The organism is Archangium lansingense, from assembly GCF_026626635.1.
GTDB lineage: Bacteria > Myxococcota > Myxococcia > Myxococcales > Myxococcaceae > Archangium > Archangium lansingense.
The window spans coordinates 12,863,892-12,878,326 of record NZ_JAPNKA010000001.1; the positions used below are offsets into that span (position 1 = coordinate 12,863,892).

At 65.4% G+C, this 14,435-nt stretch carries 9 protein-coding genes; 6 read left to right on the forward strand and 3 right to left on the reverse strand.

Annotation, left to right across the window (positions count from 1 at the left end; all coding sequences use genetic code 11):
* Positions 1–78 precede the first annotated feature (78 nt).
* The 6 genes from OV287_RS51760 to OV287_RS51785 all read left to right on the forward strand — a co-directional run bounded on the left by OV287_RS51760 (position 79) and on the right by OV287_RS51785 (position 9,299).
* The gene (locus tag OV287_RS51760) at positions 79–2,484 is read left to right on the forward strand and encodes an HsdM family class I SAM-dependent methyltransferase (protein WP_267541510.1); all 2,406 of its coding nucleotides are present in this window, start codon (positions 79–81) and stop codon (positions 2,482–2,484) included.
* Positions 2,477–3,760 (forward strand): restriction endonuclease subunit S, encoded by a 1,284-nt coding sequence (locus OV287_RS51765; RefSeq protein ID WP_267541511.1) that lies wholly within the window; start codon positions 2,477–2,479, stop codon positions 3,758–3,760. The genes OV287_RS51760 and OV287_RS51765 overlap by 8 nt, the downstream gene beginning before the upstream one ends.
* Entirely contained in the window at positions 3,757–7,005 is a 3,249-nt protein-coding gene (locus OV287_RS51770) for a type I restriction endonuclease subunit R (protein ID WP_267541512.1), read from the forward strand. Before OV287_RS51765 ends, OV287_RS51770 begins: the two co-directional genes overlap by 4 nt.
* Positions 7,002–7,697 (forward strand): M48 family metallopeptidase, encoded by a 696-nt coding sequence (locus tag OV287_RS51775; protein ID WP_267541513.1) that lies wholly within the window; start codon positions 7,002–7,004, stop codon positions 7,695–7,697. Before OV287_RS51770 ends, OV287_RS51775 begins: the two co-directional genes overlap by 4 nt.
* Before the next feature lie 79 nt (positions 7,698–7,776).
* On the forward strand, positions 7,777–8,406 hold the full coding sequence (locus OV287_RS51780) for a hypothetical protein (protein WP_267541514.1): 630 nt from the start codon (positions 7,777–7,779) through the stop codon (positions 8,404–8,406).
* A gap of 38 nt (positions 8,407–8,444) precedes the next feature.
* Positions 8,445–9,299 (forward strand): hypothetical protein, encoded by an 855-nt coding sequence (locus OV287_RS51785; protein ID WP_267541515.1) that lies wholly within the window; start codon positions 8,445–8,447, stop codon positions 9,297–9,299.
* A 286-nt stretch (positions 9,300–9,585) separates the two neighbouring features.
* Here OV287_RS51785 and OV287_RS51790 read toward each other — a convergent pair whose 3' ends face one another.
* The 3 genes from OV287_RS51790 to OV287_RS51800 all read right to left on the reverse strand — a co-directional run bounded on the left by OV287_RS51790 (position 9,586) and on the right by OV287_RS51800 (position 14,367).
* Positions 9,586–10,782: an MFS transporter gene (locus OV287_RS51790; RefSeq protein WP_267541516.1), complete on the reverse strand. Its 1,197-nt coding sequence runs from the start codon at positions 10,780–10,782 to the stop codon at positions 9,586–9,588.
* Between the two features lie 74 nt (positions 10,783–10,856).
* On the reverse strand, positions 10,857–13,577 hold the full coding sequence (locus OV287_RS51795; RefSeq protein WP_267541517.1) for a bifunctional acetate--CoA ligase family protein/GNAT family N-acetyltransferase: 2,721 nt from the start codon (positions 13,575–13,577) through the stop codon (positions 10,857–10,859).
* 154 nt (positions 13,578–13,731) lie between these two features.
* Positions 13,732–14,367 (reverse strand): NAD(P)-dependent oxidoreductase, encoded by a 636-nt coding sequence (locus OV287_RS51800; RefSeq protein ID WP_267541518.1) that lies wholly within the window; start codon positions 14,365–14,367, stop codon positions 13,732–13,734.
* Positions 14,368–14,435 lie beyond the last annotated feature (68 nt).

Genomic DNA, 14,435 nt, shown 5'->3' on the forward strand with positions numbered 1-14,435 from the left:
GGGTACGAGAGGTGAAGAACCAGGAGCACTATGCGTAGGGCGTCGGGAGCCCCCCTTCGATGGTAGGAAGGCACCACCATGGCTCGCCTGACCCTGCCCCAACTCGAACGCCACCTCTTCGCCGCCGCCGACATCCTCCGAGGCAAGATGGATGCCTCGGAGTTCAAGGAGTACATCTTCGGGATGCTGTTCCTAAAGCGGTGCTCGGACGTCTTCGAGGCCCGCTACCAGGAGCTGCTCGACAAGGAGCTGAAGAAGGGCCGCCCCCCCGCCGAGGCCCAGAAGCGCGCGAACAGTCCCAGCTACTACTCCGACGCCGGCACCTTCTTCGTGCCCGAGGATGCCCGCTGGAAGCACATCCGCGACGAACTCCACCAGGACGTCGGTACCGGGATCAACCGGGCGCTCGCGGCCCTGGAGGAGGACAACACCAGCCTTGAGGGCGTGCTCAACCACATCGACTTCAACCGCAAGGTCGGCCAGTCGAGAATCTCCGACAAGAGCTTGCGCGAGCTCATCAAACATTTCGACGACGTCCGGTTGCGCAACGAGGACTTCGAGTACCCGGACCTGCTCGGAGCAGCCTACGAGTACCTCATCCGGGACTTCGCGGACTCGGCGGGCAAGAAGGGCGGCGAGTTCTATACCCCCCGCTCCGTCGTCCGGATGATGGTGCGCATCGCCCGGCCCCAGGAGCGCATGCACATCTACGACCCCTGCTCGGGCTCGGGCGGCATGCTGGTGCTCGCCAAGGAGTACCTGGACGAGCACCAGCTCAATTCGAGGAACCTGCGCCTGTATGGCCAGGAGTCCAATGGCGGCGTGTGGGCCATCTCCAAGATGAACATGCTGCTGCACGGCATCCCCGATGCGGACCTTCGCAACGGGGACACGCTCGCCGGCCCGATGCACACCGAGGGAGGAGAGTTGATGCGCTTCGACCGGGTCATCACCAACCCACCCTTCTCGCAAAACTACTCGCAGGAGGAGATGAAGTTCCGGGAGCGCTTCCGCTTCGGCTTCTGCCCCGAGGGCGGCAAGAAGGCTGACCTGATGTTCGTCCAGCACATGCTGGCGGTGCTGAAGAGGGATGGCATGGTGGTGACGGTGATGCCCCACGGCGTGCTCTTCCGCGGGGGACCCGAGAAGGACATCCGCACCGGCATCCTGGACGATGACCTGCTCGAAGCGGTCATCGGCCTGGGGCCGAACCTCTTCTACGGGACGGGCATTCCCGCCTGCATTCTCGTGCTCCGGGCACGCGGGGCGAAGCCGCCGGAGCGCCAGAACAAGGTGCTCTTCATCAACGCCGACCGTGAGTTCTACGAAGGCCGCGCACAGAACCATCTGCAACCCGAGCACATCGAGAAGGTGGTCAGCACCTGGGAGGCGTTCGAGGATGTGCCCGGGTTCGCCCGGGTGGTGAGCCGCGAGGAGTTGCGGGAGAACGGCGACAACCTCAACATCCGCCGCTACGCCGATAACGCGCCGCCCTCTGAGCAGCATAACGTGCGGGCGCACCTCCACGGCGGTATCCCAAGGGCCGAGGTGAAGGCGAGGAAACAGCTCTTCGAGGCCCACGGCCTCAACCCGAAGCGGCTGTTGAAGGAACGGGACGAGCGCTACTTCGACTTTGCGGATGGCCTAACGGAGAAGGCCGGATTGAAGAAGCGCCTCGGCGAGGATGCCGGCATGGCCGCCCGGGAAAAGGCGCTCGCGGAGGCCGTCGAGTCCTGGTGGAAGCAAAACCAGGGCGGGTTCACGAGCCTGCCGAAGACGCAAGCGCTGATGCCGTTGCGCGTGCAGTTGCTCGCGAACTTTGAGCAAGAGGTTGGACCCGTGGGCCTGCTCGACCGCTTCCAGGTGACGGGCGTCATCGCCACGTGGTGGGGCGAGGTGCAGAACGACCTTAAGACGCTGGCAGCGCAGGGCTTCCGGGGGCTGGTAGAGGCGTGGGCATCCAGCATCTTGTCGGCACTGGAGGACCAGAAGTCGAAGGAGAACCCGCTCGACCACGCGCTCGTCAAGTACCTGCTGCCACAGTACCTGGCCGACATCTCCGAACTGGAGGCCAAGAAGGCCGAGATAGAGGCAACACTCAAGGGGGCTCAAGTCGGCGAGGATGAGGAAGAGGCCGACGAGTCCATAGAGCAATTGACCGAGGAGGACCTCAAGACACTCAAGAAGGAACTGGGCACAGTCAAGAAAAAGCTGAGCGCGCTTCGGGATGACTTCGTGAAGAGGCTTGGCTCGGCCATTACGAAGCTTGACGAGGCCGCTGCGCGAGAGTTGGTGCTCGCCATTCTGCGCGGGAATCTCGACACCATCCGGGGGCGCTACATCGCGGACCACCGCCAGCAAGTGGCCGTGGCGTTCGAGGAATGGTGGGACAAATACCGGGTGACACTCACGAGTATCGAACAGGAAAGAGACGCCACGAACGTGAGGCTGCGTAGCTTCCTGAAGGAGTTGGGGTATGCGTGATAGGGAACCAAAGCGCTCAGTCGGCTCGCTAGGCCAATGGCAAGGTGGCGCAACACCTTCAAGAGCAGTTTCAGCTTACTGGGAAGGCGGCAGCATTCCCTGGGTCAGCCCCAAAGACATGTCAGAGGACGTGATTCGACATTCGGCGGAGCAACTCACTGAGCGTGGTGCAAATCGACTCAAGCTCTACTCGCAGGGCGATATTGCCGTCGTATTCCGAAGTGGAGTGCTGCGACACTCATTCCCAGTTGCAAGAGGACAGGTACCTTTCACGGTAAATCAAGACTTGAAAGTCCTGCATCCCGCGACTGACGTTGACGCTGGTTATGCATTCCACCTTCTGCGCGGACTAGAGCAGCGCGTTGTCAACAAGGCAGTCAAGAGCGGCACGACAGTCGAGTCCATTGACCCTACGATCTTCTATTCATTGAGCGTTTATGCGCCACCTCTTTCCGAGCAACGCCGCATCTCCGAAATACTCGACACGCTGGACGAGGCCATTCGGAAGACCGAGCAACTCATCGCAAAGCTGAAGCAGGTAAAGCAGGGACTACTGCACGACCTGCTAACCTGCGGCATCAATGAGAACGGCGAACTACGCGACCCCGAGCGGAACCCGGAGCAATTCAAGAAGTCTTCGCTAGGACGGATTCCGAAGGCTTGGGAGGTCGTGCCCTTCGGGGCTCTCTGCGAATCCAGTGCATTTGGTCCGCGCTTCCCTGCAGATCGATATGCTGTGGATGGCCCGCTCGCCACATTGCGAACGACCGATATGGATGAGGAAGGAAACATAGATCTCGCAACGATGCCGAGAGCTGCAATTTCCCCAGCCACTTTCGCTCAGCACATTCTGCTGCCCGATGATTTGCTCATCTCGCGGAGTGGGACTTGCGGCATTGCAGCGGTTTTTCCTGGGCACACCCTTGATGTTGTGCCGGGCGCATTCCTCATTCGTTTTCGCCTACATCAACCACGACTATCCCGCGTGTATCGCCGCTACTTCAATTCATTTATTGGAAGGCCAGCGTTGGACCGCCTAGCAGTTGGGGGAGTCCAGAAGAACATCAAGGGCAGTGACGTCTTGGCATTGCCGGTTCCGCGTCTCTCAGAAGGAGAGAGCAAGAGGGTCGTCCAAGTCATTGAGGAAAACGAAGCATCGATCAACAGTGAGCGTCTTGAGCTAAACAAGCTCCAACTCCTCAAGCATGGTCTGATGGAAGACCTTCTCACTGGTCGCGTGCGCGTCACTCCTCTGCTGAAAGAGGCCGCCCCATGAACTCCGGTCTCGAGTTCATTACTGTCGAGTCTCCCTTCATCGATCAGCTCACCTCCATGGGATGGAAGCTGGTCACCGGCAACCTCGCGCATCCGTCTGCGACCGGCCGCACCTCGTTTCGCGAGGTGCTGCTCAAGGACGAACTCCGCAAAGCCCTTCGTAACATCAACCTCCGTGACGGCCAGCCCTGGCTCGACGAGCACCGCATCTCACAGGCGGTGAGCACCCTCGAGCGCATCTCCGCGCCGAAGCTCATGGAGGCCAACCAGCAGTCCACCGAACTGCTCCACACGGGCCACGCCGTCGAGGGTCTCCCCGATTGGGACCAGGGCCGCTCCCGCACTATCCACTTCATCGACTGGAAGCACCTGGATCGCAACACCTTCACCGTCATCAACCAGTTCCGCGTCGACTGCCCAGGCGGCCAGTCCAAGGGCTTCATCGTCCCGGACCTGGTGCTCTTCGTGAACGGCATCCCGCTCGTCGTGGTGGAGTGCAAGAGTCCGGGTGCGGCCGAGCCCCTCCCGTCCGCCGTGGACCAACTCCGCCTGTATTCCAATCAGCGCAAGGCCGCCGGAGAGGTCTCGGACAACGAGGGTAACGAGCGCCTCTTCCACACCAACCAGTTCCTCGTGGCCACCTGCTTCGACGAGGCCCGCGCGGGCACCATTGGCGCCGGTCTACGACACTACCTGGAGTGGAAGGACACCGCGCCCGTACTCCTCGCGGACGTGGCCACCGAACTCAACTTCACGCATCCTTCCCAGCTCTCCAGCCAGCAGAAGCTCATCGCCGGCATGCTCCGCCCGGAGCACCTGCTCGACATCGTCCGCCACTTCACCCTCTATCAGCAGGTGGACGGGCGCACGGTGAAGGTCGTCTGCCGGTACCAGCAGTTCCGTGCCGTGCGCGCCGCTGTGCACCGGCTCCTCCATGGGAAGACACGCGCGCAGGACGGAGAGCACGACCGCCGGGGCGGCCTCATCTGGCACACCCAGGGCTCGGGGAAGAGCCTCACCATGGTGTTCCTCATCCGCAAGCTGCGCTCCGAGGAGAAGCTGCGCCGCTTCAAGGTCGTCCTGGTGACGGATCGCAAGGACCTGCAACGGCAGCTCTCCAACACCGCGACGCTCACGGGCGAGTCCGTGCTCGTGGCCCGCCACACGGAGAAGTTGGAGAAGCTGCTCAAGCAGAAGGGGCCCGGCCTCGTCTTCGCCACCATCCAGAAGTACGCCCTGCGCGACGAGGAGGACGGCGCCCCCGAGACCGAATCCCATGAGTTCCCCACGCTCAACGAGGACGAGTCCATCCTCGTCATGGTGGACGAGGCGCACCGCTCGCACTCCAGCGCGCTGCACGCCAACCTGATGAAGGCACTGCCCAACTGCGCGCGCATCGGCTTCACGGGCACCCCCATCCTCATGGGCGAGAAGAAGCGCACCCACGACATCTTCGGCGACTACCTGGACCGCTACACCCTGCGCGAGTCCGAGGCGGACGGCGCCACGGTGCCAATCCTCTACGAGGGCCGCTCTTCCAAGGGCGCGGTGCGCGACGGGGGAGATCTGGACCAGCTCTTCGCGGACTGGTTCCGCGACTACTCCGACGAGGAGCGGGAGGCCATCAAACGCCGGTACGGCACCCTGCGCGAGGCGCTCGAGGCCCGGGAGTTGATCGAGGACAAGGCGCGGGACATGCTGCGCCACTACGTGGAGAACATCCTCCCCAACGGGCTGAAGGCACAGGTAGTGGCCTACAGCCGGCTCGCCGCCGTGCGCTACACCGAGGCGCTGGCCAAGGCCCGGGACGAGCTGGTCTCCGAGGCCGAGGCGCTCACCCCGGAGGAGCGGGCACTGGACGATCTGCAGCTCCAGGACAGGCCACGCCGCCTCCGGGCCGCCGTGCGCGCCGGGCGGCACCTCCTCCTTGTACGCCAATTGGAGTTCGCCGCCGTCATCTCCGGCACCGACAAGGATGACTCCCTGTACCAGGAGTGGTCGGACCCGGCGAAGACGGAGGCACGCATCGTCCGCTTCACCCGTCCGCTGGTGTACGAGGACGAGGCGCTGGCGGACCCGCTTGCCTTCCTCATCGTGAAGTCCATGCTGCTCACGGGCTTCGACGCGCCCGTGGAGGGTGTCATGTACCTGGACCGCTCCATCCGAGAGGCGGAGCTGTTGCAGGCCATTGCCCGCGTCAACCGCACCAAGCATGGGAAGACGGCCGGCATTCTCGTGGACTACGCCAACGTGTCCCGCCATCTGAAGGACGCGCTCGCCGCCTACAGCGTGGAGGACGTGGAGGGAGTGCTCCGCAGCCTCTCGGACGAGTTGCCCACGCTGCGCGACAGGCACCAACGGTTGGTGGATCTGTTCGAGAGCCGTGGGGTGGACTTCCGGGGTCCGGACGAGCCATGCCTGCAGCTGCTCGGCGACACCCGGTTACGCGCCGAGTTCACCGTCAAGCTCAAGCAGTTCCTCGAGCTGCTGGACCTGGTGCTGCCCCGGCCCGAGGCGCTCCCGTATGTGAAGGATTCGAAGCGGCTTGGCTTCCTGCTCGGCCGCGCCCGTATCCGCTACAGGGACGGCAAGCCTAGCCTGGACAAGTCGGTGGGCGCCAAGGTGCGCAAGCTCATCGACGACCACATCGTCTCGCTGGGAGTTGACCCGAAGATTCCGCCCATCTCCATCACGCACCCACAGTTCGCAGCACACGTGGAGCGAGAGGTGTCACCGAGAGCCAAGGCGTCGGAGATGGAGCACGCCATCCGCTACCACATCCGCGAGCACATGGATGAGGACCCGGTCCACTACCAGAAGCTCTCCGAGCGCCTGGAGGAGATTCTCCGGACGTACGGTGAAAGCTGGGAGCAGCTCGCGCTCGCCTTGAAGGACTTCGTCCCCGAGGTAGAGAGTGGACGAAAACAGGATGACAGCGGATTGGATCCCCAGACCGAGGCGCCGTTCTTCTCCATCCTCAAGGAAGAGCGCGAGAAGCAGCAGCCCGTGGGGGAAGAGAAATCCCGGTGGCTGGTGGAGGTGACGCTGCGGCTCGTGGATTTACTCCGGTCCGAGATGGATGTGGTCGCATTCTGGAAGAATCCCCAGCGACAGGGGGAGCTCCGGGGGAAGGTCTTCATGTTCCTGGATGAGTTGGAGGTGGTTCCCTTCGAGCGGTTGGAGCATCTGGCAGACCGGGTCATGGAGCTGGCGAAGGCGAACCACGCGAAGCTGGTGGGGGAATGAGCGCGCTGGTGATGGGAGACCTGGAGTTCCAGGTGCGGCGCAGCGAGCGGCGGCGCACGCTGGAAATCACCGTGGAGCGCGACGGGCGGCTGCTGCTGTCGGCGCCCGCGGGCTGCGATCAGGCGCGGCTCGAGCGCTTCGTGCAGTCGAAGCGGCGGTGGGTGTACGAGAAGCTCGCGGCGAGGGAGGCGCTGAAGCCCGCGATCCCAGCGAGGCGATTCGTCAGTGGAGAGGGGCTGCCATACCTGGGGAGGACGTTCCGGCTGTTGCTGGTGCCGGAGCAGGAGATGCCGGTGAAGCTGGCGGCGGGACGCTTCCGGATGCGCCGGTCGGACGCGGCGAAGGGGCGGGAGCATCTGGTCCGGTGGTACACAGAGCACGCGCGTCCGTGGCTGGAGACGCGGGTCGAGCGCTATGCGGGGCGCATCGACGTGAAGCCGACGAGCGTAGCGGTGCAGGAACTGGGCTACCGTTGGGGCTCCTGCGGAAAGGGAGGCCGCCTGTACTTCCACTGGAGGAGCATCCTGCTGCCGCCGCGCATCGCTGACTACGTCGTGGTGCACGAGTTGGTGCACCTGCGCGAGCCGCATCACTCGCCCGGCTTCTGGCGAGCGGTGGAGCGCGCGCTGCCAGACTTCGCGCTCCGCAAGCAGTGGCTGGCAGAGCATGGCGCAGAGGTGGGGGCCATCTGACGATCCATGGAGGCCCTATCCAAAGTGGCGCTTCCAAGGCATCATTCTGGCCGAAATGCATCGCTCACGGCATGGCTTGATGAACGTCCGAACCGGATTGGTGGGGATGTGTCTTCTTGGGTGCGCCAGCAGCCCACGTGGTGCAGGAGAGACGGAAGACTACGGCTTTGTCGCGGACTCCGAAATCGTCTGGGTGCGCGGACCCTGGGAGGACATCCGTCCCTCAGGGAACGTGGATGAAGTCATCGACCAGCTCTGCCCGGCGGTGATGGCTCTGCCCAGAGCGCGGCTGGGCGAATACGGCCAGGAATACTGCGGCGTCATCTACTCGTTCGAGGATGGCCTCTACTACGCGAGCAAGCCTTCCCCCCTGACGAGAGCGGCGCTGGTGGGTCCGAGCAAACGGAAATCCTGTTTCTCACCCGCGGTGGTGAAAGACTCTCGGGGCCAGCTCGAGCCACTTGCCGACTTCCATAGCCATCCATGGTCATCCTCCCCCTTGAGCGAGCCCGACAGACGCGGGCGAAACCAGCGCTATCGCGTCCGCATTCAGTTCGACACGACCTGTCGCATCCAGAAGCTGGTGCCGTATGTCCGTGAAGCCCGGCCCGGCGAGGTCTATGAACGGCAGGAGGGGAGTTGGAAGCTCATCGGCTACATCCAACCCGAGGACAAGGACTCGGGCATCATCACCCCTGTACAACCATGAATACTCACCTGCATTCGCGGCTCCGTAGGAAGGACTTCATGGGAAGAGCAGCCGGCCTCCTGCTGTGCTTCGCCCTCTCGGGCTGTATGACGGCTCGAAGCCATGTCCGTTACGTTCCAGCCGAAGAGTCGGCCTGGTTCAAGTTCGGAGAGGATCTGCCCGAAGAGGGCCGGATTGAACTCTCAGCCAACCGGGTCGCGGCCATGCAGCTCGCCATGGAGCGGTTCCTCCCGTGGAATGTCCGCCCCTCGGCCGGAGCGAGCCGCAGCGATATCTGCGTCCTCCAACGCCAATCCTGGGACGTGGAGACGGCACCGGGAAAGGAAGGAACCCTGCTGGTCCGCTTCTCCCTTGCTCCCGGAGCCTGTTACCGGGGGGCTCCGCCGCTGGACATGGAGGCCACCTACGAAGTGGACGTGCGCAACAAGCGCCTGCTGGAGAGGGACCCGATGCAGCCCCCTCCCGAACTTCCCAGGGAAGGGCGGCTCCGACTCGAGGGCAACGTGGCCGCGGCCATCCTCCTCGCCCTGGCGGACTTCCTTCCAAGCGAGGCTAGGCCTCCCGAGGGCACCCGTCCTGAAGAGACCTGTCTCTATCGGCCCGCCTCCCATGACGTCACGGCGGCTCCGGGTCCCGCGGGAGTCGTGCAGGTCCGATTTACTGTCGCGGAACAGGCCTGTCCGACGAAGGCCCTCTGGGGCTCATCGGGGGCCCTGGCCAGCATGGACAGGACCGTTCATGCCGTGGATATCCGCACAATGCGAATTCTCGCCGTCGGCAGTCATGCGCACCTGAGACCCATTGCTCCGGTTCCTATCGAGGGGCAGCAGGAGAGCGAGAAGCCGGCAGCAGGCGCCCCCCTGAACGACGAACACAAGGTCCAGCCCTACTGAAAGGGATTGTCAGGGCTCGTCTAGGAGCTTGTCGGAGAATCGCCGAAAAACGACTCCTACATACCAACCATAGCGGTGTGTTTGAGTCGCACTACCCCTCATGTAGTGGGTAGCCGAGGTATTCCGACAGGCTCCTAGGGGGAACCCGGGTACACCCAATACCCTCACCCCCGTCCCCTCTCCCGGAGGGCGAGGGTGGAGTGGGCCCACTCTGCGCCCTGGGTTCAGGGGGCTCACTCTGCGTTCTGGGTTCAGGGGGCTCACTCTGCGTTCTGGGTTCAGGGGATTACTCCGCGCTCTGGACTGCTTCGCTCCGCTCCCGCGGTCTTGCGTGCCACGCCAGCGCGCCAAACGTCCCCGCCAACGCGCTCAGCAGGCCTCCCGCCGCCAGGAACGCTCCGCTCAGTCCCACCGCGCCAATCAGCGGCTGTGCGAGCAGCGGCGAGACGAACTGACCCAGGAAGAGGCTCGTCGTCAGCAGGCCCATCACCCGGCCTCGCGCGGCCTCCGGCGCTACCTCTCCCGCCCAGTTGGCCATGTTCGGCGTCAGCAGCCCCTGGCCCAGCCCCGACACCGCCAGCCCTCCCACCACCGCCGCGTACGACTGCGACATCCCCACCAGCACATAGCCCAGCGCCATGCACGCGAAGAGCACCGCCATGATGCTCCGGTATCCGAGCAGCTGGCGCACCCGCGCGTAGCGCAGTGACACGACCGAGCCCACCACCGTGGACACTCCCACCGCCAGCCCCGCCAACGCCGACGACTGCACCCCGAGCCTCCTCAGCAGGAAGGGCAGCTGCACCGGAATCAGGTAGAAGATCATCATGCCCGTCATCGCCAGCGCGTAGACCTGCCACAGCGTGCTCCACGGCAGCGCCACGCGCCCCGCCCCGCCGGCCGCCGCACCCCGCTTCACCTCCGGCTCCGGGAGGAAGAACAGGATGAGCGGGAGGATCAGGAACGCGTAGAGGTAGACGGCGAACGGCGCCCTCCAGTGGATGTCCGCCAGCAGGCCTCCGCCCAGCATGAAGACGAAGCCGCCCACGCCCATGAAGGCAGCCTGGCGCCCCAGCACCACGCCCCGCTCGGGGCCCGCGTAGTAGTCGGCGATCAGCGCCGCCGCCGTCGTCATCAGCCCTCCCACCGCCAGGCCCAGCAGCGCGCGGCACACCAGGATGAGCGGCAGCGACGTGAGCACTCCCGGCAACGAGCCCGCCACGCCGTACAGCGCCACCGACGCCACCAGCAGGCGCTTGCGTCCGAAGCGGTCGATGAGCACTCCCGCCAGCGGCGCCCCCATCGCGGTGAACAGCGCCGGCAGCGACACCACCAGCCGCACCCAGAGCTCAATCCCTGGCACCCACTCGAAGGCCATGCGCAGCCTCGGCAGCGAGGGCGAGATGGCGGCGCTCGCCATGATCGTCATCATGCTGACGAGCAACAGGGTGAGCAGACGCAGGGTCGGGTGGGGGGAGCGCATCCCAGGTTTCTAGCCCGACTCATTCCCTTCGCTCCACACACCCCCTGTCTCGCCCGGCCCGCGGGCTCCGCTACTCAGAGCACCTTCACCGCGCTCACCACGTTCTCGTCCAGGCCCTGGGGCTGAATGATTTGAAAGCCAAGCTTGCGGCAGACGCGCTGCATCGCCCCGTTGCCCGGGAGGATGTCCGCGACTATCCGCTTCAGCCCCCAATCGCGCCCCACGTTCACCAGCCGTCGCAGCAGCTCGGACCCCAGGCCCTGCCGCTGCACCGCGTCACTGATGAGCATCGCGAACTCGGCGTCCTCCGTCCCCGGCAGCCGCGTCAGGCGCCCCACCGCGAGAATCCCTCCCCCGTCCACCACCAGCGCCATCTCCCGGCCGTAGTCGTTGAAGCAGATGCGCGCCAGCCGCTCGTGCGCCACGCGCTGGTCCAGCTTCATCATCCCCGCGTACCGCAGGAACACCGTCTGCTCCGACAGCGTCTTGTGGAACTCCACCATCCTCGGCTCGTCCTCGGGGCGGATGGGACGGATGACCACTTCCTCCCCGTTCCTCATCTTCCACCGCTCCACGTACTTCGCCGGGTACGGGAGGATGGCCAGCCGCGGCAGCTCCTCTTCCTTCACCTCCGGGCCGTGCAGCACCACGCGCGCATCCAGCGCCACCAGCCGCTCCGCCGACGCCAGCAGCGGGTTGATGTCCACCTCCCGGATGAAGCGCTGCTCCACCACCATCTGGCTGAAGCGCACCATCAACTTCCGCAGCGCTCCCAGGTCCACCGGTGGGCGCCCGCGCACGCCCTTCAACGCCTCGTGGATGCGCGTCTGCTCCATCATCCGCCCAGCCAGCGTCGTGTTCAGCGGCGGCAAGGCCAGCGCCCGATCCTTGAACACCTCCACCAGCGTGCCGCCCGCGCCGAACAGCAACACCGGCCCGAACTGCGCATCCAGGCTGCTCCCCACGATGAGCTCGTAGCCCTCCAGCTTCACCATGGGCTGCACCGTCACCCCGTCGAACCCGTCCGCCCGCCCCAGCTCCTCCAGCTTCCGGCGGATGGCCTCGAAGGCCTCACGCACCTTCTCCGCCGTCCCCAGGTTCAGCTTCACCCCGCCCACGTCCGTCTTGTGCGCAATCCGGTGCGAGTGCAGCTTGAGCACCACCGGGTAGCCCAGGGACTCCGCCTCGCGCACCGCCTCGTCCACCGTCGCGGCCAGCCGCGTCTCCACCGTGGGAATGCCGTACGCCTCCAGCAGCCGCTTGGACTCGTACTCCGTCAGCAGCGTGCGGCCCGCCGCTCTCGCCTCGCGAATGAGTCGCTCCGCCTCCTCGCGCCCCGGGGGCTCCTCCGCCAACACCGGCGTCTCGTACAGGCCCGCGAGGTTGTAGCTGTAGCGCCACATGTAATTGAAGATGCGCGCTGCCGTGTCCGGATAGCCGAACGTCGGAATCCCCGCGTCGTTGAGGATGCGCTCACCCGCCGCCACCTCCGAGCCTCCCATCCAGCTGGCAATCACCGGCTTGCCCAGCTTCGCGTAGGGCTTCAGCCGATCCGCTGTCTGCGTAGGCTCGGTCATGTCCTGCGGCGTGAGGATGACGAGCAGGCCATCACTGTTCTTGTCCGCGCCTGCCACCTCCAGCGCCTTCGCGTAGCGCTCGGGGTCCGCGTCGCCCAGGATGTCCACCGGGTTGCCGTGGCTCCAGGCCGGAGGCAGGAAGCTGTTCAGCTCCGCCACCGTCTTGTCCGAGAGCTTCGCCAGCTCGCCGCCGCCCATCACCAGCGCGTCCGTGGCCAGTACCCCCGGGCCTCCCGCGTTGGTGAGGATGGTGAGCCGCCGACCAATCGGACGCGGCTGCCGGGCCAGCACCTCGGCCATGTAGAAGAGGTCCGCGATGGAGTCCACGCGCAGCACGCCCGCACGACGGAAGGCTGCGCTCAGCACCTCGTCGCTCCCCACCAGCGTGCCCGTGTGTGAAGCCGCCGCCGCTGCGGCCTGCGCCGTCCGCCCCGCCTTGATGACAATGATGGGCTTGTGCAGCGCCACCTCGCGTGCCGCTGACAGGAAGGCCCGCGCGTCCCCGATGGACTCCATGTAGATGAGGATGCTGCGCGTGCGCGGATCGTTGCCCAGGTAGTCGATGACGTCGCCCCACCCCACGTCCAGCATCGAGCCCATGGACACGAAGGCGCTGAAGCCCACCGCCTCGCGCAGGCTCCAGTCGAGGATGGCCGTGAGCAGCGCGCCACTCTGGCTGATGAAGGCCACGTTGCCCGGCCGCGCCATCTCTCCCGCGAAGGTGGCATTGAGCCCCGTGGTGGGCCTCATCACTCCCAGGCAGTTGGGGCCGATGATGCGGATGCCCGCCTCCCGAGCAATCTGGAGGACCTCTCTCTCCAGCTTCACGCCCTCGGGGCCCACCTCCTTGAAGCCCGCGGAGATGATGATGACGCCCTTCACCCCGACTTCCGCGCACTCGCGCATCACGCTGGGAACCGTGTCCGCGGGCGTCACGATGACGACCAGGTCCACCGGCTCGGGCAGCGCCTGGAGCGAGGGCCACGCCCGGATGCCGAGCACGCTCTTCCGGTTCGGATTGACGGGGTAGACGGTGCCCCCGAAGGGGTTGCTGATGAGGTTCCAGAGGAGGGTGCGCCCCACACTCCCCTGCCGCTCGCTCGCGCCCACCACCGCCACGCTGCGCGGATTGAAGAGGGCCTCGAGCGGATGACGGCCTCGCAGGTGCAGCAGGTCGTACGAAGGCTCGTTCGGCGGCGTACGGTTCGTCGGGGCCATGGGGACTGTCTTCCCCCGAGCCGTGCGCGGGTTCAATCACAACCGTGTGACAGATGCGTGGGGCGTTACCTGTGCGGCAGAGGAGCACACGAAGGCCCGGGGATGTGTCCAGCGGGCGGCGAGGACGGTGCCACTCGTCCCCCTTGGCGCTTCGTCAGTACGCCGCGGTGAAGCGGCGGCGCAGGAACTTCGGCTTCTCCAGCTCGTCGATGAGGGCCACCGAGTAGTCCTCGGCGGAGATGGCGCTGTTGCCCTTGGCGTCCGTCAGCAGTTGGTCCGTGCCCGTGCGGTACTTGCCCGTGCGCTCCCCCGGCTGGATGAGCGCTGGCGGGGCGAAGAACGTCCAGTCGAGGTCCGCCTGACGGAACACGTCGTACGCGGCGATGTGCGCCAGCGCGATGGACTTCCACGCGGCAGGGAAGGACGGCGTGTCCACCACGCGCAGGCCCGGCGCAGCCTCGAGGCCTCCGGCCCCACCCACCACCAAGAGCCGCCGGACCCCCGCTCGCTGCGTCCCCGTCACGAGGGACTTCGCGATGCCAGTGAGCACCTCGGTGGCCTCGCCCTGCTTCGGGCCAATGGCCGTCACCACCGCGTCATGGCCCGCCGCCACCTGCGCCACGCTCGCCGGCTCGTTCGCATCCCCTGCAACTACCTTCAGGTTCTGGTGCTTCAGCTCGAAGCCCTCCGGGTTGCGCGCGATGGCCGTCACCTGGTGGCCCCTCGACAGCGCCTCCTGCGCGATGCGGCGGCCAATGGTTCCCGTGGCTCCATAGAGTGCGATCTTCATGGCTCTCTTCCTTCCGTCCTGTGTTTTTCGTAACCAACATGGTTACGGATGAGGGTAAAAAAAATGAG